This window comes from Streptomyces sp. HSG2 (assembly GCF_016598575.1).
Taxonomy (GTDB): Bacteria; Actinomycetota; Actinomycetes; order Streptomycetales; family Streptomycetaceae; genus Streptomyces.
On record NZ_CP066801.1, the window covers coordinates 3,098,946 to 3,121,901 of the forward strand.

Annotated in this window: 18 protein-coding genes; 12 read left to right on the forward strand and 6 right to left on the reverse strand. The window is 70.7% G+C overall.

Annotation, left to right across the window (positions count from 1 at the left end):
* Positions 1–71 precede the first annotated feature (71 nt).
* On the reverse strand, positions 72–2,951 hold the full coding sequence (locus tag JEK78_RS13235) for a penicillin acylase family protein (RefSeq protein WP_200258723.1): 2,880 nt from the start codon (positions 2,949–2,951) through the stop codon (positions 72–74).
* A 213-nt stretch (positions 2,952–3,164) separates the two neighbouring features.
* On the opposite strand from JEK78_RS13235, the gene JEK78_RS13240 reads away from it, so the two are divergent.
* The 7 genes from JEK78_RS13240 to JEK78_RS13275 all read left to right on the forward strand — a co-directional run bounded on the left by JEK78_RS13240 (position 3,165) and on the right by JEK78_RS13275 (position 11,810).
* Positions 3,165–4,682 (forward strand): potassium/proton antiporter, encoded by a 1,518-nt coding sequence (locus JEK78_RS13240; protein WP_200264145.1) that lies wholly within the window; start codon positions 3,165–3,167, stop codon positions 4,680–4,682.
* A 374-nt stretch (positions 4,683–5,056) separates the two neighbouring features.
* A complete protein-coding gene (locus JEK78_RS13245) occupies positions 5,057–6,289 on the forward strand; it encodes an MFS transporter (RefSeq protein WP_242483402.1) in 1,233 nt (410 codons plus the stop codon).
* Between the two features lie 67 nt (positions 6,290–6,356).
* Positions 6,357–6,749, forward strand: coding sequence for an FmdB family zinc ribbon protein (locus JEK78_RS13250; RefSeq protein ID WP_200258727.1), 393 nt, complete (start codon positions 6,357–6,359; stop codon positions 6,747–6,749).
* A 200-nt stretch (positions 6,750–6,949) separates the two neighbouring features.
* Complete coding sequence (locus JEK78_RS13255; RefSeq protein WP_200258730.1) at positions 6,950–7,792, forward strand: S-methyl-5'-thioadenosine phosphorylase; 843 nt, start codon at positions 6,950–6,952, stop codon at positions 7,790–7,792.
* 295 nt (positions 7,793–8,087) lie between these two features.
* On the forward strand, positions 8,088–8,753 hold the full coding sequence (locus JEK78_RS13260; protein WP_242483060.1) for a hypothetical protein: 666 nt from the start codon (positions 8,088–8,090) through the stop codon (positions 8,751–8,753).
* Positions 8,754–9,051: 298 nt separating this feature from the next.
* The gene (locus tag JEK78_RS13270) at positions 9,052–11,142 is read left to right on the forward strand and encodes a hypothetical protein (protein WP_200258732.1); all 2,091 of its coding nucleotides are present in this window, start codon (positions 9,052–9,054) and stop codon (positions 11,140–11,142) included.
* On the forward strand, positions 11,139–11,810 hold the full coding sequence (locus tag JEK78_RS13275) for an ATP-binding cassette domain-containing protein (RefSeq protein WP_200258741.1): 672 nt from the start codon (positions 11,139–11,141) through the stop codon (positions 11,808–11,810). Before JEK78_RS13270 ends, JEK78_RS13275 begins: the two co-directional genes overlap by 4 nt.
* 544 nt (positions 11,811–12,354) lie before the next feature.
* Here JEK78_RS13275 and JEK78_RS13280 read toward each other — a convergent pair.
* The gene (locus JEK78_RS13280; RefSeq protein WP_200258742.1) at positions 12,355–12,594 is read right to left on the reverse strand and encodes a hypothetical protein; all 240 of its coding nucleotides are present in this window, start codon (positions 12,592–12,594) and stop codon (positions 12,355–12,357) included.
* 191 nt (positions 12,595–12,785) lie between these two features.
* Between JEK78_RS13280 and JEK78_RS13285 the strand changes: the two genes are divergently transcribed.
* The 3 genes from JEK78_RS13285 (at position 12,786) to JEK78_RS13295 (ending at position 15,896) form a co-directional block, all read left to right on the forward strand.
* Positions 12,786–13,823, forward strand: a complete 1,038-nt coding sequence (locus tag JEK78_RS13285; protein ID WP_200258744.1) for a P1 family peptidase — start codon at positions 12,786–12,788, stop codon at positions 13,821–13,823.
* Between the two features lie 406 nt (positions 13,824–14,229).
* Positions 14,230–14,982 (forward strand): L,D-transpeptidase family protein, encoded by a 753-nt coding sequence (locus JEK78_RS13290; RefSeq protein WP_242483061.1) that lies wholly within the window; start codon positions 14,230–14,232, stop codon positions 14,980–14,982.
* A gap of 161 nt (positions 14,983–15,143) precedes the next feature.
* On the forward strand, positions 15,144–15,896 hold the full coding sequence (locus JEK78_RS13295) for a DUF6227 family protein (RefSeq protein WP_200258748.1): 753 nt from the start codon (positions 15,144–15,146) through the stop codon (positions 15,894–15,896).
* Between the two features lie 448 nt (positions 15,897–16,344).
* Here the strand turns inward: JEK78_RS13295 and JEK78_RS13300 are convergent, their stop codons facing one another.
* On the reverse strand, positions 16,345–17,859 hold the full coding sequence (locus JEK78_RS13300; RefSeq protein WP_200258749.1) for an MFS transporter: 1,515 nt from the start codon (positions 17,857–17,859) through the stop codon (positions 16,345–16,347).
* A 61-nt stretch (positions 17,860–17,920) separates the two neighbouring features.
* Between JEK78_RS13300 and JEK78_RS13305 the strand changes: the two genes are divergently transcribed.
* Positions 17,921–18,904 carry a WYL domain-containing protein gene (locus JEK78_RS13305; protein WP_200258751.1) on the forward strand — a complete coding sequence of 328 codons (984 nt, stop codon included), beginning with the start codon at positions 17,921–17,923 and terminating at the stop codon, positions 18,902–18,904.
* A gap of 162 nt (positions 18,905–19,066) precedes the next feature.
* Complete coding sequence (locus JEK78_RS13310; RefSeq protein WP_200258753.1) at positions 19,067–19,348, forward strand: hypothetical protein; 282 nt, start codon at positions 19,067–19,069, stop codon at positions 19,346–19,348.
* Here JEK78_RS13310 and JEK78_RS13315 read toward each other — a convergent pair.
* The 3 genes from JEK78_RS13315 to JEK78_RS13325 form a co-directional block, all read right to left on the reverse strand.
* On the reverse strand, positions 19,345–19,494 hold the full coding sequence (locus JEK78_RS13315; protein ID WP_200258755.1) for a hypothetical protein: 150 nt from the start codon (positions 19,492–19,494) through the stop codon (positions 19,345–19,347). The two genes, JEK78_RS13310 and JEK78_RS13315, sit on opposite strands and share 4 nt — an antisense overlap.
* Positions 19,495–19,615: 121 nt before the next feature.
* Entirely contained in the window at positions 19,616–21,022 is a 1,407-nt protein-coding gene (locus tag JEK78_RS13320; RefSeq protein WP_200258757.1) for an IS1380 family transposase, read from the reverse strand.
* 620 nt (positions 21,023–21,642) lie between these two features.
* The gene (locus JEK78_RS13325) at positions 21,643–22,860 is read right to left on the reverse strand and encodes a hypothetical protein (protein ID WP_200258759.1); all 1,218 of its coding nucleotides are present in this window, start codon (positions 22,858–22,860) and stop codon (positions 21,643–21,645) included.
* Positions 22,861–22,956 lie beyond the last annotated feature (96 nt).

The following is a 22,956-nucleotide window of genomic DNA, read 5'->3' on the forward strand; positions in this document are numbered from 1 at the left end:
TCGCCTCGGCGGCCGGTCGTCCGTCGGGCCCGGGGTCGAGCGGTTCTCCGCCCCGGGTCCGGGCGCGACGCTCAGGGACGCAGGGTCAACGTGTCCACGGTGCCGGCCTCGACGGCCTTCTCGCCGAAGTCCCAGTCCAACAGCTCTCCCTCGGCCCACAGATCCGTCTGGTCCGTGTAGTGGGGGCTGTAGGCGTGCCCGGAGGCGCCCCCCAGGTTGATCCACTGTGACTTGTCGAAGTCCTCCAGGTTGACCACCATGCGCATCGAGGGGACCCAGACGACGCCGTAGCCGCCGGCCGCGTTCCACCCGTTGGCGTTGACGGCCGCCTCGCCGCCGCTCAACTCCCACGGCCCCCGGTTCAGCACGTACTTCAGGAAGTCGGGGCCTTCCGCCCCCAGGGTCTGGTTCTCCAGGAACAGCCGGTGCAGCCGCCCCCAGCTCCAGGTGTCGATGTCCTTGCCGAGCTTCGCGGTGAGTTCCCAGCGGGCGTCCACCATGGCCCGCGCGAACAGCCGGTCGCGGTCGCGGTCGGCGCCCGCCCGGGTGGTGGTGGCCGGCGTCGTCCACCAGTCGCTGTCCGGCTTCTCCAGCAGCGCTCGGACCACCTCGTACCAGCGGTCGCCGCCGTCCGGTTGTGCCTGGTCCGGGGCGCGCATGCCGCACTCGCGGACCTTCTGGGTCTCGTCCTCGGGTCGGGTGGTGCCCACCGGGTCGACCCGGAGGCACTGATTCTCCACCCGCAGTTCCCTGGGGAGCTTGTCGCCGAACGCGAGCTGGAGGACGTTGCGCCAGACGGCGTTGAAGTAGGCCGCCGCCGCCGAGTCCGCGGACTGGGTGTAGTCCCAGCCGTCCAGCAGCTTCTGCGCCTCGCGGACGCCTTCGTCCGCGACGTCTATCTTCTGCAGGTACGGGACGAGCAACTTGGCGATCTCGCTGCTGTTGTCCGTCTGCATCTGGCGCATGTCGTCGGTGGAGACCTTGCCGCCGTCCTTGGTCTTCTGCTCGATCAGCGCCGCGATGCGCTGGCTGCGGCTGCCGTAGCCCCAGTCCGTGGTCAGGGTGTACGGGTAGTCCTCGTCGACCACGGCCTGGTTGGCGGCGACGATGTAGCCGCGCTCCGGGTTGTACTCGTAGGGAAGCTCGTCCTGTGGGACGTACTGGCCGGTCCAGTGGTAGGCGGGGTCCCAGCCCGGGGCCGGCACCGAGCCGTCGTGGCCCTCCGCGCGCACCGGGATGCGGCCGGGGAGCGTGTAGCCGATGTTGTCCTCGCGGTCGGCGTAGACCAGGTTCTGCGAGGGGACCTCGAAGAGCGCCGCGGCCTCCCGGAAGTCCGCCCAGTTCTCGGCGCGGTCCACGGCGAAGACCGCGTCCATCGTGTTGCCCGGGTCCAGCGCGGTCCAGCGCAGGGCGATGCCGTAGCCGTCGCCCCGGTCGGGCGCGGAGGCGTCGACCGTCGCCTTGCGGCCCGCGGTCACCAACTCGTCGTCGCGGTCGGAGAGCAGCGGGCCGTTGTTGGTCTCACGGACCACGATCGTCTTCGAGGCGCCACCGGCGACCTCGATCGTCTCCTCGCGGGTCTCGAAGGGGACGACCTTGCCGTCGTACTGGTAGCCGTCGCCGGTGATCTTCTCCAGGTAGAGGTCGGTGACGTCGGCGCCCGAGTTGGTGAGGCCCCAGGCGATGTCCCGGTTGTGTCCGATCACCACGCCGGGCAGTCCGGCGAAGGTGTAGCCGGACACGTCGTACCGGCAGGTCTCGGAGACGGTCCGGCAGTGCAGGCCCATCTGGTACCAGACGGAGGGCAACGACGGCGACAGGTGCGGGTCGTTGGCCAGCAGGGGCTTCCCCGTGATCGTGTGCCGACCGGCGATGACCCAGGAGTTGGAGCCGATGCCGTTGCCGTTGACGCCGACGGCGGTGGGCAGGTCGTCGAGGGTCGCCCCGAGCGCGGACAGACCGCTTCGCAGCGCCGCGGTGGCCTCGTCGTCGCTCGTGGACGCCGCCCACGAGACGGTGCCGGCGTCACCCGCGGCCACCGTGCCCAAGCCCGTGTCGGTGCCCGTGGCGGTCTCCGCGCCGACCGGCGGCTGGACGCCCGTGCCCGCGTCCGGGCCCGTCCCCGCTACGGTGCCGGTGCCGTCTTCGCCGGAGTTCGCGTCGCCCCCGTCGAAGGTTCCGGTCGGTTCGTCGTACTCGCCATCCTGGACGATCGGCGTGTTCCGGTCGTACGGGTAAGTGGGGTACAGGTCCGCGATCTGCTGCGGACCGAGACGGCTGGTCATCAGAGCGCGATCGATCTCGTCCCGCATGTTGCCCCGAAGGTCCCAGGCCATGGCCTTGAGCCAGGCCACCGAGTCGACCGGGCTCCACGGTCGCGGCGCGTAGTCGTTGGTGAGGCCGAGCGCCGCGTACTCCAGGGAGATGTCCCGGCCTTCCTTGCCCTCCAGATAGGCGTTGACGCCCTTGGTGTAGGCCTGGAGGTGCGCCTTGGTCGACTCGGACAGCCGGTCGTCGTACTCCTCCTTGGCGACCCGGTGCCAGCCCAGGGTGCGCAGGAAGGCGTCGTTGTCCACCTGCCCCTCTCCGAACATCTCGGACAGCCGCCCGGCGGTGGCGTGCCGTCGCACGTCCATCTCGTAGAAGCGGTCCTGGGCCTGGACGTAGCCCTGCGCTAGGAACAGATCCGCGTCGGAAGAGGCGTAGATCTGCGGGACTCCGTGCGCGTCGCGCTTGACCTCGACGGGTCCGGAGAGACCCTCGATCGTGATCGAACCCGTCGTCTGCGGAAAGGAGGCGCGCACGGTGTCGACCGACCAGTAGCCGCCGAAGGCGAGTCCGCCGACGACGGCGAGCACCAGGGCGAGCCCGAACAGCCGGCCTCTGCGCCCCTTCTTCCTGCCGGACGTACCGGGCTGCTGACCCACGGAGTCGCTGTTGGTGGAGGGCATCGCTGTCCTTGCTGTCCTGAACACGAGCGGCAGAGGGCTGGCTGTGCTTCGTACGGAACGAACGCTGGAGCAACCATAGGCGCAGGGATCACGGGCGTTTGACGCGGAGTGGGAAACCCGGACGTACGGGCGTTCGACCTCGCGGCGCGGGAACGCGGGGTTCCGGTCAAGAGTTAGGTACGGTAACGAAGTGGTTTGCCGCGGCGCAGCGGCATCCTCGCCGCGAGGGAAAGGGAAGGGCCGCTGACTGTCGACGACCTCAACCAGCTCCTGCTCGTCTGCTCGCTCGTCCTGCTCATCGCCGTCGCGGCGGTCCGGATCTCCTCGCGCAGCGGGCTCCCCAGCCTGCTCCTCTACCTGGCCATCGGGATCGCCATGGGGCAGGACGGGCCCGGGGACATCCACTTCGACAACGCCGAGTTGACCCAGGTCATCGGCTACGCCGCCCTGGTGGTGATCCTCGCCGAAGGCGGCCTCGGCACGAAGTGGCGGCAGATCAGGCCGGTGTTGCCCGCCGCCGGAGCGTTGGCCCTGGTCGGAGTCTCCATCAGCGTGGCGGTCGTCGCGACCGGCGCGCACTACCTGACGGGCCTGGACTGGCGACAGTCGCTCATCATCGGGGCGGTGGTCTCCTCCACCGACGCCGCCGCCGTCTTCTCCGTGCTGCGCCGGATCCCGCTGCCGGCCCGCGTCACGGGGACGCTGGAGGCCGAATCGGGGTTCAACGACGCCCCGGTGGTGATCCTGGTGGTCGCCTTCTCCACGGCCGGTCCGGTGGACGAGTGGTACGTCCTCGTGGGCGGAATAGCGCTGCAACTGGCCATCGGCGCGGCCATAGGGCTCGTCGTGGGCTGGCTGGGCGCCCTGGGCCTGCGGCACGTGGCGTTGCCGGCCTCCGGCCTCTACCCCATCGCCGTGATGGCCATCGCGGTCACGGCCTACGCGGCCGGCGCGCTGGCCGAGGGCAGCGGCTTCCTCGCCGTCTACCTGGCGGCCATGGTGATGGGCAACTCGCGGCTTCCCCACTGGCCCGCCACCCGAGGATTCGCCGACGGCCTCGGCTGGCTCGCCCAGATCGGCATGTTCGTCCTGCTCGGCCTCCTGGCGACGCCGCACGACCTCGTCGACGACATCGTGCCGGCGCTGGTCATCGGCCTGGTGCTGACCATGGTGGCCCGACCGCTGAGCGTGGTGTTGTGCCTGCTGCCCTTCCGGGTGCCCTGGCAGGAGCAGACCCTCATGTCCTGGGCCGGCCTGAGAGGAGCGGTGCCCATCATCCTGGCGACCATCCCCATGGTGGAAGGGGTCGAGGACAGCCGCGAGATCTTCAACATGGTCTTCGTCCTGGTCGTGGTGTACACCCTCGTCCAGGGGCCGACCCTGCCGTGGCTGGCCAGGAAACTCCGCCTCGGGGACCAGGCGGGCGCCGAGGACCTGGGGATCGAGTCGGCGCCGCTGACCCACCTGAACGGGCACCTGCTGTCCCTGTCCGTCCCGGAGCGGTCCAAGATGCACGGGGTCGAGATCACCGAGCTGCGGCTGCCGGCCGGATCCGCCGTCACCCTGATCGTCCGGGGCGGGGCCGCCTTCGTGCCGCTTCCCTCGACCGTGCTCCGCCACGGCGACGAGTTGCTGGTGGTCGCCACCGACCCGGTCCGCGACGCCGCCGAGGAACGACTTCGGGCGGTCGGACGAGGCGGCAAGCTCGCCGGCTGGCTCGGAACCGGCTGAGAGCGCGGCGCCGGAGCGCCCGGGAAGCGGTCCGCCGGGCCGCGGCGGCGCCGGGGGTGCCCGACTTCACAGGCCGCTTCGGCGACCCCCCTGTACCATCGAGGGGTCACCTGATCGAACCAACTCTGCCTGACGCAGAGCTGGCGCGACCGTATGGCGGCCGGCACGCCCTCCTCTACCGCCCCGGGCCCCGGTATCCACCGCAGTCCGCGCAAGAGGACAGCTCTCGGTGCCGCCCGCGCTCGTGGGCGGGGCTACCAGGCGGCGGAAAGGCACGGACCGTGGCATCCACGGTCACCCGCGGGCAGCGCGGGAATCACCCTTCGGGGCAGGGCGCCCAGCCCGCCCCCACCCCCCGTCCCGGGTACCGGCAACTGCTCCGCACCCGAGGGGCCTGGACCTTCCTGCTGCCCGGCTTCGCGGCACGTCAGCCCTTCGCCATGCTGACGCTCTCCATCGTGCTGCTGGTGCAGCACACGACCGGCTCCTACGGCGTGGCCGGCGCCGTCGCCGCGGCCACCGGCGTCTCCATGGCGCTGTTCGCCCCCTACAGCGGGCGCCTGGCCGACCGCTACGGACAGCGCGCGATCCTCGTCCCAGGGGTCCTCGTCCACGCGGTGTCCGGCCTGGCGCTGACGGCCTTGGCCCTCGCCCACGCGCCGCTGTGGCTGCTGTTCCTGGTGGCCGTTCCCACCGGCGCGTCGGTGCCCCAGGTCGGGCCCATGGTGCGAGCGCGCTGGGGCGTCAAGCTCAAGGGTTCCCCCCTGATGGGGACCGCCACCGCCTTCGAGTCGGTCACCGACGAGCTGACCTTCGTCCTCGGCCCGCTCCTGGCCACCGCGCTGTGCACGACCGTGGACCCGGCCGCCGGCCTCGTCGCGGAGGCCTCACTGACCCTGGTGGGCGGACTCCTCTTCGCCGCCCAGCGGGCCACCCAGCCGCCCGTGGGCACCGGCGACGGCGCGCGGTCCCAGCGCCCTCGCCACGCGTCGGCACTGCGACTGCCGGGCGTGCGCGTGCTGATCGTCACGTTCCTCGGGATCGGCTCCGTCTTCGGCGGCATGCAGGTCTCCCTGGCCGCGTTCACCGAGTCGCTGGGCAGGCCAGGCCTGAACGGCGTCCTGTACGGAGTGTTCGCCGCGGGCAACATGCTCTCCGGCCTGGTCTTCGGCGCGGTCGTCTGGAAGCGGGCGCCGCGGCACCGCCTGCTCGCCGGCTACGCCGCCCTCGCCGTGGCGGCATCAGGCCTGTGGGCCGCGGATTCCGTCATCACGTTGGCGGGCCTGGGCCTGCTGGTCGGCGTCTGTGTCGCACCCGCCCTGATCACCGGCTACACGCTGGTCGAGAGCCTCGTACCGGTCGGGGCGCGCACCGAGGCCTTCACCTGGCTCACCGGGGCCGTCGCGCTGGGCCAGGCCGCGGCCGTCACGGTCTCCGGGCAGTTCGAGGACCGATTCTGGGACGGCGCCGGCTTCCTGGTGCCCATGGGCGGGACGGCGCTGGCCCTGCTGACCCTGGTGGCGCTCCGCTCCCGACTGGTGCCGCGTCCGGTCGAGGGAGCGCGGACGCGTGGCGTGGATCACCGCGAGACCGTCACGGTGGACTGATCCCGAGGAATGCGTCACTATGGACCGTCGTTAGCACTCATCGAGTGAGAGTGCCAGGAGGAAGACAGTGCCGACCTACCAGTACCAGTGCACCGAGTGCGGCAAGGGCCACGAGGCGGTGCAGAAGTTCACCGACGACGCCCTGACCGAGTGCCCGAGCTGCCAGGGCCGCCTCAAGAAGGTGTTCTCGGCCGTAGGCATCGTCTTCAAGGGCTCGGGCTTCTATCGCAACGACAGCCGAGGGTCCTCGGCGGGCGGTTCGACGGCCGGTTCGAAGTCGTCGTCCGGCTCGTCCTCCTCGGACTCCTCGGACTCCTCCGGCTCGTCGTCCGGGACGTCCGGCTCCTCCTCGGACTCCTCGGGGTCCTCGTCGTCGGGCTCATCGACGCCCGCTTCGTCGCCCTCGTCCGGTTCCGGTTCCGCGTCGACCGGCAGCAAGGCGAGCAGCCCCGCCGCCTGAGTCCCGAGACGTGTCGCGAAGCCGCGGCGTCCGCCCGAAGGTCGGGCGACCGGGCCTTCGGAACACGCCCTTGCCGCCGCCCGAGACGGTCGACCGCGCCGCGGTGCTCCGCCGGACGCGCACCCCGCACCGCGAGGCGGCGGCGTGCCCGGCGACGCCACGGGGTGGACGCGGCATGCGGGGGCCGTAGGGTTCGTGACATGGCGAACCAGGCGCGCGCCGAGATCGGCGTCATCGGCGGATCAGGTTTCTACTCCTTCCTCGACGAGGTGACCGAGGTCCGGGTCGACACGCCCTACGGGGCCCCCAGCGACTCGCTCTTCGTCGGGGACATCGCCGGGCGGCGGGTCGCCTTCCTGCCACGCCACGGGCGTGACCACCACCTGCCGCCACACCGGATCGACTACCGCGCCAACCTCTGGGCCCTACGGGCCGTCGGCGTCCGCCAGATCCTGGCGCCCTGTGCCGTGGGAGGGCTGCGCCCCGAGTACGGTCCGGGAACCCTCCTCGTACCCGACCAGTTCGTCGACCGGACCAGGTCCCGGACCTCGACCTACTTCGACGGTGTGCCGCTCCCGGACGGCACGACGCCGAAGGTGGTACACGTCTCCCTGGCCGACCCGTACTGCCCGACCGGGCGGGCGGCGTCGCTGGCCGCCGCCCACGCCGGGCGCTGGCAGGCCGTCGACGGCGGCACCCTGGTCGTGATCGAGGGGCCGCGCTTCTCCACCCGCGCCGAATCGGCCTGGCACCGCGCTCAGGGCTGGTCCGTGGTGGGGATGACCGGGCACCCGGAGGCGGCGCTCGCCCGCGAGCTGGAGCTGTGCTACACCTCGCTGACCCTCGTCACCGACCTGGACGCCGGTGTCGAGTCCGGCGAGGGCGTCTCCCACGAAGACGTCCTCCGGGTCTTCGCCGCCAATGTGGACCGGCTGCGTGGCGTCCTCTTCGACGCCGTCGCCGCGCTCCCGCCGACGGAGGCCCGCTCATGCCCCTGCCCCCGCGGGCTGGGAGGGATGGACCCCGGGATCGCGCTGCCCTGACGCCTGCGGGCGTGCGCCGTCGGGGCGCGACACCGACACGGAGCACCGGGGTGCGGGGCCGGTCCTGTCGGGTGACGGAGTTCTCCACAACCGGGAGTGTGCCCACAGGCGGCGGCGGGGTCCCAGCCCAGCCGCCATCGTGGACGTGCCCGCTCGCTCCTCCCCCCAGGTGGTGGTCGTCATGTCGCGTCCGTTCCCGAATCCGCCGGCCACCCCGTCGTGTGCCGCGAACCTTCCGGACCACCCGGAGCCCCTGGGCACGTCCGCCTCTCCCGGCGTTCCTGCGTCCCATGCCATGCGCGCCGCACCCGCTGCGTCGCCGGCCCCGGGCGGGCGCGCCCACCCGGGAGCGTCCCGGCCCGCCGGCGTCGCCGATCCGGCCGGGTTTCCCTCGGCGGCCCCCGACGCCGGGCCGGGCGGCGAGGTCCCGCCCCCGTCCGTCGTGCCGGCGTTCGCGCCGGTGCGGGTGTCCGGTGCCCGCGCTGTCCTGCACCGGCCGGCTCGGCATCGGCGGCCTGCGGTCGTGGGCGGCCTGGTCGTCGCGGCCGTGCTGGTCGTCGCCGCTCCCGGCCCACGGGAGGCCCCTCCCGCCGGGCGTGGGCATCCTCCCGCCGCCACCCGGTCCGCGTCCGACCCGCTCGCGGCCGCCGGGGTGCCGGGGCGCCCGCCCCCGGGCGGTCGGCGGGTCTCGGCGCCGGTGAGGATCGCCGACGCCGACACGGTGGCGCTGCTGCGCCCGGGAGACCGGGTCGACGTCGTCGCTACCGGGGAGGTCCCCGGAGGAGACGACGTCCGCGTCCTCGCGCGTGGAGCCCGGGTGTCCGAGGTGCCGGAGGCGGGGGAGCGGGAAGGCGGGGGGACGGAGGCCGGCGCGCTGGTGGTCCTGTCCGTGGCGCGAGCCACGGCGGTGCGGCTCGCGGCGGCCGGCACGGCTACCCGACTGGCGGTCACGCTGTGGTGAGAGGCGCGGGCGCGCGGTCCGGCGACCGGTGAGTCCCCACGAACGCGGTGATTCCACCACTGCTCGACCTCGGTCGGCGCGTACATCGACAGCGACGAGGCGTCCGCCGGCAACTGGTCCATCACGCAGGCCGATGCTGCCCTCTGGGGCAACGAGACCTACTACAAGACCACCTGCTGACCACTCGGCAGCGGGCGTAACATGCCCCCGAAGTGGCCCGCGCACTGCGGCCCTTCGGGGGCATGCGTGCCTTCCGTCATTCGGCTGGTCGATCCCCCATAGTCTCGTAGGACACGCAATGCCGCATCGTGGCGTCAAGTTCGCCCACGCCGTCATCCTGGCGTTCTCCGCCCTGTTCTCCTTCCTGCTTCTCAGGAGCTTCGAAGATCAGTGGACCCTCGGCTACGACGCGGTCGTCCAGATCACCGAGTCGCGGGACACCAGCACCGGCCGCGCCGTCGCGCGAGCCGTCGAATCGTTCTCCCGCGATCACGGTGTCACCGTGGGCCGCCAGGAACTCGACCTGGAACACCCCGACCGCAGCCGAGACCTATACCTGACCCTGGCCGGCCCACGTGCCGACTGGGTCGAGGACGGCTACCCCGCGTTCAGCCCCGGCCAAGCCACCACGACCCGGCCCTTCTCCGAGGTCTCCGACCGTGACCCGCGCGGCCTGTACTACCTCTTCGGCGATCCCGACGCCGTCCGGCCCTTCATCGAACTGCTGCGGCAGCAAGGCCTCACCGCATCGCACGCCGAGCCTGCCTCCCCCGATCAGCTCTCCTACGCCTACGGCGGCAGCGCCTTGGCCGGCTCGCTGGTCGTCGTCGCCCTCGCCTGCGTCACCATGACCGGCGCCGGTGTCCTGCTCAACGCCAAAGCCTACGGAGTGCTGCGTCTGCAGGGTATGTCCCTGCCCGCGATCCTCGCCCGCGACCTGCGCCGGCTCGCCCGCTCTTGGACGGCTGCTCTCGGGGGTGTGACGGTCGTGGCGACCGCCGTGCTGGCCTGGTACAACCACCTCGCCTGGTACGGCCTGTTCGCTGTCGTCACGGTCGCGACGGCGGTCGCTCTCACGGCACTTGTCCTCGCCGCCCATGCCGCGATGCTCACCTTGACCGCGCGCACCGGGATCTTGTCCGCCCTCAAGGGAGAGATACCCGCTCGCTCCACCGCGGCCACCGCCTACCTCGTGCGTGTGCCCGCTCTCCTTCTCGCCCTCGGGATCGCCGCCTCGGTCCTGCAGTCGGGGCAGGATCTCGCACGGCGCGAAGACAGTCTCAACGTTTACGAAGAGGCTGGCGACGCCTCCACCATTCGCCTCAACGGCTACCTCGGCGCCCCCGACGCGTTGAAGAAGCTGGAGGCGAAGGTCGGCCCCTGGCTGCGTCGGGCCGACGCCGACGGCCAGATCGTTCTCGCCGGCCACAAGGATCCCGCACGCTCCCGTGACGCCCAGGGCATCCCCGTCGACGACCTGATGGTGGCCAACGAGACGTTCCTCGAGGAGCAGAAGATCCTCGCCTCGAACGGTCGCCGCCACCCTGCCACCACCGGTGGCGACGGCCGCATCCTGCTTCTGGTTCCGCACCACCTCGCCGCCCATGCCGACAAGCTGACAAAGCTGGTGCCCGGCTTGGTCAGCCCTTCCAACCCGGACCAGATCTCATCCGAGCAGATCGGCGTGAAGACCAGTGCGGGCGGCCAAGAGATCTTCACCTACAACGCCCGCGGTACTCGCGAGGCCGGGCAGGACCGACTCTCGGACGAGTCCTTTCTCACCGACCCGGTCATCGTCGTCGTCCCCAACGGTACCGACTACATCAGCGACAAGGGCTACACCGCCTACGCCTCTCAGCGCGGCATCGTCTTCCCCGACCCGGCCGACATCACCACCGGTATCGACGCGCACCACCTGCGCGACGAGGTTGTCGGCATCAGTCCCATCGCCGCCGACGCCGCCCAGGCCATCCGCGACATCACGGCGGACTTCCGGCTGCGAATGTTCAACCTGGCCTTCGCGCTCATGGTCCTGCTCGTCACCGGCGTCGGCGTCGTCATTGTCCACACCCGTAGAAACGCCCAGCGAATCTTCGCCCGCCACATCCACGGCTGGACTTTCGCCACCATCCACCGCACCCTCCTGGCCGCCGAGGCGGCGATCGTCGCTCTGCTCGTCTCCTGGCTCCCCTACCAGGTCCACCAATGGAATCAAGGCCTTGAGCGGTACAAGACCATGAGTATCCCTGCCCCCCGCGACCCGATGACGATCACCGGCCAGGACCTGACCGTGATCACCTGCCTCGTCGCGGTCGAGATCGCCACCGTGCTCGCCGTCCTGACCTTCTTCCACCGCCGCATCGTCAAGGAAGGATCGACCGAAGCATGATCGACCTGACCGGGCTGTCCAAGTCCTTCGGCCCCCGCACCCTCTGGCAGGACCTGACCTTCACCATCGAGGCCGGCCGGATGCTCGCACTGACCGGCCGGAGCGGATCCGGCAAGTCCACTCTGCTCAACTGCCTCGGCCTCCTTGACACCCCCACCACCGGCACCATGAGCCACCACGGTCAGGACATCACCGGACTCGGTCCACGCAAGGCCCGCCTCTATCGACGTGACACCCTCGGCTACCTCTTCCAGAACTACGCCCTGATCGACAATGCCACCATCGCCGAAAATGTCGGCGTCGCCGTCAAGCCCGTCCGCTCCGAGCGCGGATCCCGGCCCACGCTCGCCGAGGCGCTGCACCAAGTCGGACTCGCCGGCCGCGAAGACGACATCGTCCACCGCCTCTCCGGCGGCGAACAGCAACGCGTCGCCCTAGCCCGCCTCATCGTCAAACAACCCGCCCTGGTCCTGGCCGACGAGCCCACCGGCGCCCTCGACCTCGACAACACCCACATGGTCGTCGCCACCCTGCGCGCATTGGCCGACGCCGGCTGCGCCGTGGTGATCGCCACCCACGACCCCGCCGTCAGGGACCTGTGCGACAGCGTCCTGCAGGTGGGAACCACCCACCAGCCGAACCCCGTCGAGGAGATCACCGCCGCATGAACCCCCGTCTCACCTGGTCTCTCGCAGGCATCGCCGCCATAGCCACCGTCGTCTTCCTCGTCTACGGCACTCACGCACTGATGATCATCCAGCGTGTCGCGCTCCGGGTGTTCTGACCAGTCCCAGGCAGGGCCCGGGGGGCGGCGTGGTGGCCGACGCTCGATGTGTGCCCGGAGACCGGCCGGGCCGGGTACTCCTGTCGCCGGGCCGAGGAGATCTTCGAGGAGAACACCCGGCTGCCGATCTGTCCCCCTAGCCTTGCCCGACGACATCGAGGACCTGGACGACTGGACGTCTCACCGGCTCCGTCGCAGTGCTCTGACACCCGACGCCGAGGGCGGCCCGCCCCCTGATGCCACCGGTTCGCTCCCGCCACGCCTCTGTCCGCTCCTTGGAGCGCCGCGCTCGCTCGGTTGTCGACTCGGTCGCCCCGCACTTCGCCGAACGTGACCCCGTCGCACCCAGAACCGAGCGAATCAGGGCTACAGATCATCCCGTTTCCGCTTCGACGCGGCGGCCACACGCTCTCCAGGGCGGGAGGATGTCAAAGGTGGTGCGGCGGCTTCTCGTCGAGGAAGCGACGCAGATCGCCGGTTGCTTCGGGACCGGTGCCCTCGCCCCACCCGCGATCGGTGTCGTCCGCCGAGCGGTGCTCCAGCGGATCGTCGAAGCTCAGCGTCGTGCCGCGAGGCTTCGGCTCGGGACGTCCCGCCGACTCGGGCGGCGGGGCCTGCGGCGAGTCGGCGGTGTCGGCGGGTTCGGTGGAGTCGGTGGGGGAGTCCACGGGCAGCCCCTTCGGGCGTGGGCGGCACGAGCGGTCGTCGTGACGTGGCTCCCGCGGGGACGACCGTCGCGCCTCTCGGTCGGGTGGGAAGCACGCCGGAGGCCCAAGGATACGGGGGTGCCGGCGGTCGCTCGGCGCGTCCGGCCCCACGGGTGTCCGCGGCGCGGCGCACTCCGGACCACACTGGCGGGATGACGGTGGACGCGTTGACGGATGTGGCGGGTATCAGGGTCGGGCATGCGACGCTCCGGGGCGACGGATGGCTCACCGGGACGACGGTCGTGCTGGCGCCGGACGGCGGGGCGGTGGCCGGGGTGGACGTACGCGGCGGCGGGCCCGGAACCAAGGAGACCGACGCGCTCGACCCGCGCAACTTGGTACGGCGGGTGGACGCGGTGGTCCTCACCGGTGGCAGTGCCTACGGGCTGGACGCGGCATCGGGGGTGATGAGCTGGCTGGAGGAGCGGGGGCGCGGCGTGCGGGTCGGTCCGGACGCGTCGCACGTCGTGCCCGTGGTCCCCGCCGCCTGTGTCTTCGACCTGGGCCGGGGTGGGGATTTCCGGGCTCGCCCGGACGCCGCCACGGGTCGCGCGGCGGTCGAGGCGGCGGAGGCGTCCGGACCTGGGGCGCCGGTGCCTCAGGGGTGCGTCGGCGCCGGGACGGGCGCGGCGGTCGGTCCTCTGAAGGGAGGTGTGGGCAGTGCCGGGGTGGTGCTGGACTCCGGGGTGAGAGTGGCAGCGCTGGTGGTCGCCAACGCGGTGGGGTCGGTGGTCGACCCGGGGACGGGTGTGCTGTACGCGGATCTGTTCGAGGGGCGCCCGCTGGCCGGGCCGAGCGCAGCACGGGTGGAGGCCGCCCGGCGTCGTCTCTCCGAGGTCGCGGCGCGGAACGCCCCGCCTCCGTTGAACACCACGCTCGCCGTCGTCGCCACGGACGCCGACCTCTCCAAGGCGCAGGCGCAGAAGCTTGCGGGCACCGCGCACGACGGCCTGGCGCGGGCCGTGCGCCCGGTGCATCTGCTGCACGACGGGGACACCGTCTTCGCCATGGCGACGGGGCGGCGTCCCCTGGACGTCGACGAGCCTCTGGCGTTGAACGCCGTGCTCGCCGCAGGGGCGGACATGGTGACCCGGGCCATCGGGAGGGCCGTTCGGTCGGCCGAGTCCGTCGACGGTCCCGGTGGTTCCTGGCCCTCCTACGGGGAGTTGTACGGCTCGCGCGCGGAGTGAAGTCCGCGATGCCGTCGGGTGATTCCTTCCCCCCGGGGCGTCGGCGGCGCCGAGGGTCGCCCCGCCGGGGTGGACACCGGCCCGGGGCCCGGCGCGGACGACGTCGAGACGCTCACGGCGGGAACGGTGAGGCCCGGGCCGCGTGATCATTTCAGTTGGATCACGTCGGGCCGATCGGCCTGTCTTCGGGGAACCCCCCGGTTCGCGGCATGGTCTCCCGACCCGATGGCGCGGAAGAGCGGCGAAGACGTGAGCGGGGAGCGATCGGTGACGGTGAGGGGAAGAACGTGTGGGGGGGCGGGCGTTTCGCGTGGTGACGGCGGTCGGCGTGCTCGCCCTGGCGGCATGCGGGGGCGGGGGACCGGGGGCCGGTCCGGGGAGGGACACCGAGGCCCGGGGAGAGGTGGTGAGCCGGATCGACGGGGCGCCGAGCCCCGCGGTGTCGGTCGCCGAGGTCGTCCTGTCGGCGGAGGACGGCTCGACCGGCGCCTCTGTCAACACCACCGGCGTGCGGGTTGGGCACTGGTTCGGTCCCCAGCGGCTCGACTTCCGCCCGGAGGAGTACTGGGAGAGCGGCGCCGAGGTCACCGTCCGCATCGACTTGGACGGAGTCGAGGGGGCGGACGGCGTTCACGGTGTCCAACGCAAGACGGTCGAGTTCACCGTGGGCCGCTCGCAGGTCTCCACCGTCGACGTGGCGACCCAGACCATGACCGTGGTGAGGGACGGGGCCCCCTTCGAATCGATACCGATATCCTCCGGCGGACCCGGGACCCCGACCTACAACGGTCGGATGGTGATCTCGCAGAAGTTCGTCGAGACCCGCATGGACGGTTCCACGGTCGGTTTCGACTACGACATCCCGGACGCCCCGCACGCCATGCGTCTGACCCGCTCCGGCACCTTCCCGCACGGCAACTACTGGTACGACGGGGCTAACCCGCCGTTCGGTGTCGCCGGTACCAGCCACGGATGCGTCGGCCTGCGGGACGTCAGGGGTGGCGGAGCGGACACCCCCGGCAAGTGGTTCTTCGACCACTCCCTCGTCGGGGACGTCGTGATCGTCGAGAACAGTCCCGACGCGACGGTCGAGCCGGACAACGGCCTCAACGGCTGGAACATGCCGTGGAGTCAGTGGGTGGCGGGCAGCTCGCTCTAGGCGCGGAACACGACGCCGGAGGTGGTCCAGACGCGGCGAGTCCACGGCGCGCACGCGTACTCGACCGGGCGAAGAAGTTTCGTCGTTCCCGGAGACGGTGTCGGAGCGAGAGGCTACGGTATGCACCCACAAGGTGACATGCAGCAATGCCGGGAGAGACCTTGAGCGTTCGGTACCACGCCGCCGGAGACGAGCCGCCCGAGTCGCCGCTCGCCCCGGCCGAGCACCTGCGGGCCCTGCTCCGGCGCGCTCTCAACTCCTTCGAGGCGCCCGCCGGGTTGTCGAGCCGCCTGGACCGCGCGCCCGCCTACGACCGCTCCCTGCGCTCGGCGCACCACAGCGCCGGTCAGCACCGGGAGACGTACCGGCACACCTGGTTGCTCGCGGACTGTTCGACGGTGACGCTCTGGGAGCTGGTCCACACCGAGGCGGGCACGGATCGACGGCACCACGAGGTGTACGCGGACGAGGAGGAGCTTCGGGCGGCCACGATCCGCCTGCCGTTGCCTCCGGAGGCCCCGGGCCCGGCGGACTTCGACCCGCCGTCGCCCGCGGCGCCTCCGCCGCCGCCCCCACGACACTCCTATGTCCGACGCGGCACCGCCGACCACGCCCGCCGCCTGCTGCGCCGCGCGGAGAACCCGGACCAGCCGGGCCCGGACGTGGCCGCGCGGCTGGCGGACGCGTGCGCGCACCGGATCACACAGGCTCTCGGCCGGCCCCGACGGACCGGCCGTTCCGGTCCGTCCTGCGTGCTGTACGAGCACGCGTTCCTCCTCGGGGACGGCGGGGAGACCTCTCTCTGGGAGGTCGAGCACACGGCCACTCCGGACGGGCGCCACATGTGCGAGGTGTACGCCAGCGAGGACGGCGCCCGAAAGGCCATGGCGCGCCGGGCCGCCCAGGTCCCCTGAGCGCCCGTCATCCCCTCGGCGTCGGGCAGCCGCCGCCCGGAGCCGGCGCGCGGGGGTCCGCCTCGGCCCGGCCCAAAGCCAAGCTGCCGCTGCACGTCCGGACCTACGAATGCGACGCCTGCGGCCTGGTTTTGGACCGGGACGACAACGCCGCGCTCAACCTCGCCGCGCTCGCGGCAGCCGCAGTAGCTGGTACCGGAGTGGCCGCAGACCAGGACACCCCCAAGCGGGTGTCGAAGCCTCGTGGAGCCGACCGTAAGACCCGCGCCACCCGCCCCCGCCGCGAGGCGGAGGCGGGGCGGGCAGGTGGCGCAACCCTGCCGCACCAGCGGCAGACGGAAACGAGAGACCGTACTCAAGCCGAAGCCCTCACGCTCTGGTGATGTGACGGACCTTCCGAGCCGAAATGACCGGAATGCCGAGAGCCGCCGATGCTCTGAGCAATCGGTCAGCCGACGAGGTCCGGCTCGGGTTCCCCGGCCGTCCGAGGTTCGGGGACGGCGGCTTCCTCGGTGTCGTGCGAGGGCCGCCTCGGCAGGACGAACATGAGCAGGAAGATGGCCACCATCCCGCCGGCCACCCAGCCCAGGGAGTGCCGGAAGCCCTCGGCGTAGGCGGCGCCGATCCGCTCCGGGGCCACCGGTTCCCCGATCACCCCGAAGAAGACCACCGAGACGAGGCCGAGTCCCAGCGCGTTGCCCGTCTGTTGCATGGTGCTGATGAGCCCCGAGGCCGCGCCCGCGTGCTCGCGTGGCACCCCGGAGAGGATGGCGTCGGTCAGCGGTGCCACGATGAGGCCCATGCCCGCGCCCATCACCACCAGGCCCGGCATCATCTGCCACTCCGTGATGTCCAGGCCGTACCGGTCGGCAGCCCACAGGTAGAGCAGGACGCCGGCGGCCATGGCCAGGGCCCCCGCCTGCAGGACCTTCCGTCCGAAGCGCGGTACGAGGCGCTGCACCGACACCGCGGCCGCCACGGAGACCGCCAGCGAGAACGGAACCCCGGTGAGCCCCGCCCGCAGCGGGGTCCACCCCAGTCCCGTCTGCAGGTACAGCGTCCAGACCAGGAAGAAGATCCCCATCACGATGCCGAAGACCGCCTGGACGGCGATCCCGGCCGCGAAGCTGTTCACCCGGAACAGCGAGAGTTCGATCAGCGGTGAGCCGTCGCGGGCGCTCTTGCGCCGCTCGTAGGCCACCAACACGGCGAGCACGACCAGTGAACCGGCCATCGACAGGTGCCCCCACAGGGGCCAGCCCAGCTCGTGACCGCGGGTCAGGGGGTAGACGAGCATCAGGAGACCGAGCGTCACGAGGGCCACGCCCACCAGGTCCAGTCGCAGCGCCCGTGGGGCTCGGGACTCCGTGATGTAGGCCCGGCCGAGGATCAGTCCGGCCAGTCCGATGGGCAGGTTGATGAGGAAGATGGAGCGCCAGCCCAGCCCGAAGAGGTCGCCTTGGGTCAGCAGCGCGCCGAGCAGCGGACCGGAGACCGCGCCGAGGCCGACCACCGCCCCGAACAGCCCGAACACCCGCCCGCGTTCATGGGCGGGGAAGGTGGCGTGGACGATCGACAGTACCTGGGGCACCATCAGCGAGGCCATGGCGCCCTGGAGTATCCGGGAGGCCACCAGCATCTCCGGGTTGACGGCGAGGCCGCACAGCACGGATGCGATGGTGAAGCCGCCCATGCCCAGCAGGAACACCCGCTTGCGGCCGTGGATGTCGCCCAATCGACCACCGGTGATCAGGCCCGCGGCGAAGGCGAGGGCGTAGCCGGCGGTGATCCATTGGATCTGGCTGAGGGTGGCGCCCTCGTCCGCGCGGAGGGACGGCAGCGCGATGTTGACGATCGTGACGTCCACCAGGTCCATGAAGGCGGCGGTCATCACGATCGCCAGGGCGAACCAGCGACGGCGGTCGCCCTGGGACGGAGGTCGTGAGGTGTCGGTGAAGGACATGTAGGCAAGCTACGCAAGCAGTAGGTCGATTCGCGTCCTAATTATGCGGGACCCTCGTGGCATGACGACGGACGCCCCTGCTCGGCTGCTGGCCCTGCTCTCCCTCCTCCAGACGCCGCGGGAGTGGCCCGGCGGGGAACTCTCCGAGCGGCTCGGGGTGTCCCGTCGCACCGTGCGGCGGGACGTGGACCGGCTTCGCGAACTCGGCTACCCGGTGCGGGCCACGTACGGGGCGCTCGGGGGGTATCGGCTCGTCGCGGGCAAGGCCCTCCCGCCGCTCGTCCTGGACGACGAGGAGGCCGTGGCCATCGCCGTCGGGTTGCGGGTCGGGGCGGGGCACGCGGTGCGCGGGGTGGACGAGGCGTCCGTGCGCGCGCTGGCCAAGCTGGAGCAGGTCCTGCCGTCGCGGCTCCGGCACCGCGTGGCCACCTTGCAGGCGGCGACCACGCGTCTCGCGTACGGCGACGGTGCCGCCATCGCGCCGGCGACCCTGACGGCCATGGCGTCGGCGGTGGCCGGGCGGGAGCGTCTGCGGTTCGGGTACCGCGCGGGCGACGGAGGCGAATCGCGTCGTCTGACCGAACCCTACCGACTGGTGTCGACCGGTTGGCGTTGGTATCTGGTCGCCTACGACATGGACCGGGCCGACTGGCGCACCTTCCGCGTGGACCGGGTGGACGCCCCGGTTCCGACCGGTGTCCGCTTCACTCCCAGGCGGCTGCCCGCAGGCAGCGCGGCCGAGTTCGTCCGACGCTCCGTGCGGCGACACACCGAGTCCTACGAGGCGGTCGTCACCTTCGCCGCCCCGGCCCGGGCCGTGGCCGAGAGGTTGCCGTGCGGGATGCCCGAGCCCGAGCCGTCGGAGGACGGGGCGTCGTGCCTGCTGCGCGCGACGGTGTCGGACCCGGCCGACTGGTTCGCGCTGCGGCTGGCCTCGCTGGGAGTGGAGTTCGCCGTCCACCGGCCGGCCGCCCTGGTCAAGGCCGTGGGCGCTCTCGCGGCCCGCCTGGACCGTGCGGCGGGCGCCCCCGACGAGGGCGGGTGAGTCGGGGAGACGGGCGGCGCGACGGTGGAACGGCGGGTGGGGCGGTCAGCGTGGGCGGGCCGGTGCCGGGTTTGGGGTCCGAGTAGGAACGGAACAGAAAACCGGCGCAGCCGTCAAATCTTTTGACGGACGTTGAGGCGGGCTGCCAGGGTGCGCCCATGAGTGACGACCCAACGCGATCGGTTTCCTGAAGGCGGACGTGGCACGGTTCTGCGCCGGGCTGGACGAACTGCCCCGGCGATCCGGCTGCGGCTGCTCGTGCAGCTGCGGTCCGCGTTGGACGAGGTGACGGACACGGCCCTGGATGAGGGCATGGCCGCGGCGAAGGCGGAGGGCTGGGGGCTGCGGCAGATTGGTGGGCAGGTGGGCCTGTCGCACGAGAAGGTCCGCTACCGGCTCGCCCGGGCCGCGGGCAGGGGCGAGCCGGCCAGGGAGCCGTCCTAGACCGTGGTGGTCTTCTCGGGCTTGGCGGTGGAGCGGAGCTGTCCGCCCTGGGCCTCGACGGGCAGGGCGAAGCTGTAGCGGCCGTGGAAGTTGATGTGGGCGAACTTCAGCGGTGAGAGGCGGGCGATGTCTGAGCCTGGATCCACCGCGTGAATTCTCGTCTCCGGTATCCGGCGGGCTCGGGGTGATCTTTCGGGGTGCGGGCAGCACGATGGGCCGGGTGGCCGTCCGGTGCGGGGTCTCCGAGGTTTTTCAGGTCGTGGGTGGTCAGGTCGGCTGCGTGGTTCGGGTGAGCATGCGCTGGCCGGTGGCGGTCCACAGGTCGGTGAAGTCGTCACACCAGCGCCAGCGTTCGGGCAGGTGGAGGGTGAGGCGGCGGGCTCCGGTGGCGATCCGGGCGGGGATGTTGATGAGGTGGCGGCGGATGGTGCCGGTCCTCGCCTTGGCGTGGAAGGCGGAGGCGAGGTGGCCGCTCGCACGGGTGAGGTTGTAGGCGGTGGCGGCCAGGGTCAACCAGGCGGCGTTCGCGGTGAACTTCCCCGAGGGCAGGTGGGCGAGGGCGGAGTCTTCCAGGTCGGCGAAGACCTGCTCGATGACGGCGTGTTCGCGGTGCATCGGCTCGGCCTGAGCGAGGACGAAGGGGCTGTCGGTGAAGATCACATGGTGGCGCCAGACCCCGAACAGTTCGGCCTGGCCGGCGGGCACGCCGGTGGGGTTCAGCCGCTTCACGCGGCGCACGATGAGCCGTGCGGTGGTGTGGAACGCCTTCTTCTTGCTGGTGAACGCGGTGAAGGGGATCTCGGTGATCTCGGCGTCGGAGATCCAGCGTTCCTCCTCGGCGTCCCAGACGGCGCTGGCGTACTTGATCGGCGTCCAAGCGTCCTCGGGGATGCCCGCGATGGCCTCGCGGATGGTCTTCTTGACCGCGACGGCCAGAGAGAACGCGGCGCCGGCCTTGCGGCACACATCGACGACCTTGTGGGAGAAGTACGCCGAGTCCGCGCGGACGACGACTTGGGCGGTGATGCCCATGGCCCGGACCGTGGCCAGTGCCTCGCGCAGCAGACTCGCCGCGCCCTTGCCGGAGCCTGCCGAACCCTTGCGCAGCCTGGTGGCCACGATCACGGGGGCGCAGGTGGACGTCTTCACGGTGACGATCTGGAAGTGCAGCCCGCGCTGCTTGGTGTAGCCGAAGGAGGCGCCCTGCTTGGCAGGGCCGTAGACCTGCTTGACCTTGGAGTCGATGTCCACGAACACCACCTCGTCCCGCTTCGGGATGAGGCCGGTGTGCGCGGCCAGGCGGCAGGTGAACGCCCGTGCAGCGGACTCCAGTTGGCGCACATGCCCCCAGGTGAAGGCACGCAGGAAACTGCCCAGCGTGGAGGGCGCCCGCACCCCGCCGAACAGGCGCGGCAGCCCGCCGTGACGCAGTATGTCCAGGTCGTCGATGCTGTCCGCCCCGGCGACCATGCCGCCCACGATCGACATCGCTTTCGCGTCGGCGGCCGTACCGGCCCCGTTCTTCGCAGTGGTCAGGTGGACCTTCTCGGCCACCAGAGCGGGCAGACCGCACCGCTCGGCCAGCCGGACCGTCGGGACCAGCCCGGCGTGCGCGATCAGGTCAGGGTCGTCGAACGCGGCGAAGAGCTCCGCGGGCCTGTGGGAGACTTTCACTTACGAGGTGCCTTGCTTCGTGGGACTGGTGTGGGCGTAGGAACTCCCATCGTCCCAGGTCAGCAGGCACCTCTTCTCTTTTCATCGCCCGCAGGCCGAGTATCACGCGGTGGACCCAGGCTCAGAAAGTTGGTGGGCACCGGCCCGCTCCTTGATCCGTCGGCGTAATTCGCGCGCGACGGTTGCAGGCGGGCTGACGGCGTGTGAGGCGATCGCCGATTCCAGCCCAGAGCATCACCCCATGTGATATATGGGGTGGGTGCGGCTACGTGGCCCTTGCTCCAAGACCCAACCCCCAGGCACCCAGCGACCGCCAATCCCACATATGAACTTCCCTGGCTGGAACCGTTATTGGTGTGATGACCGTGGTCTGGATCGCTGCTACGGTGGTCACACCGTGCGGCTTCTTCTGGGGGATGAATCATGACGACCGGGAAAAAGGTAGTTGTAGGGGTTTCTGCCCTGATCACACTGATTGCGATAATTTTTCTCATCCCGGCACTTATTTTTTCCAGTGGCAAGACCTCGGGCGGAACTCCGGAGAGAGCTCCGGAACAGTCCTCGCAGACTGTTCCGGAGCCAGAGGTGAGTCAGTGACGCTACGGTGGCACTAGAGGGATCTAGTAGTTCCTCGAAATGAGGTAGATCCCGCCGTCGGCTCCGAACCGGTACTTGTTTTGTGGCCGGTCCGTCATGAAACAGCCTCCGAAATTGGTCACCCAGATCGGGCAGAGGTCGTACTGGCTCCACACGTCGTAGACGTTCCAGTACTCATCGGGCTTCGGGTGCCCGTAGTCATCGATCGTCTTGCAGCCCTGGTACCTATAGGTCGGCCACTTGTCATCGCCCCAGCAGCCGTTCGCGGAGTAGTTCACCCATTGCTTTCCGCCGTCTCCGCACCAGGTGACGTCAGTCGTCCCGTACAGCGTCATCACGCCGTCCTTGATCCCCGCCCAGTAGGATGCTTCCCAGCACGTCGTCGCTAGCGGCAGCGCGGTGCCCTCGGGGGCTTTCTGCGGTTCGGGGGCAGCCGTGCGGGCGGTTGCCCCGTCGATCACCCGAGGCTCCTTGGCCTCGTACCGGCCCGCGTCGACGTACTTGCCAAGCCCCCGGTTCCGCACCTCTTCAAGCGACAGCGCGCGAGAGTTCTTGCGGATCTCCTCCGCAGTGGATCCAGGGTTGCGCTGGGCGTCGAGAGCTCCGGCTCCGCCTGTGGCTATCTCGTTCGGGTCGGTCGGGACGGGCGTTCCGTCCTCGGCTTCCGTCTGGCCACCTTCGGCGGCTACCTCGTTGAAGCCTTCCAGGTCGGCACCTTGCGCCTTGAGCGCAGCACCGGAGTAGGCCGACTTGACGTTGCTATAGGACTCGAGAGTGCTTCCATCGACTCGCGCGGCGATGAAATGGACATTCGAGCTTTCCGGAAAGTCGAAGTTGCAGTCAGCGACAGTGTTGTTTCCGCCGGTTTGCCGGCACCACCCGAAGGCCACTGCGTACCCGGCGTTTTCGAGGATGAAGTAGACCTCGGGGTGAGCGCCGTCGGCAGCGGTGTCGTAGAGGTAGATATGGTCACCGTACGACTCGAAGCACGCCTTCGCTCCGGAAACGGAGGCACACGTTGTGGCTGCAGACGCCGGAGGCGCTTGCAGGAAGAGGGCCATCAGCAGGGCGGAGATAAGTGCGGATATCCCCCGGATCAGATTGCGTCTGAGCTTTGGCATTTTGCCTTCCTGGCTCGACTTTAAGATGCGGTCTCTCGCGAACTCTCCTATCAGGAACGCCGCTTCAGGGGCCTCGGCCCCGTTGTTCACTCCTGTCGCGCCAGATGAAGCTTGCACCATCCTGTAAACGTTCGATAAACGACCTGCCTATCGGTGGGAACCGTTGATCACTGCCGATCGCGACCGATAGGCCAGATACCCGGCAGAGAGCCGAGG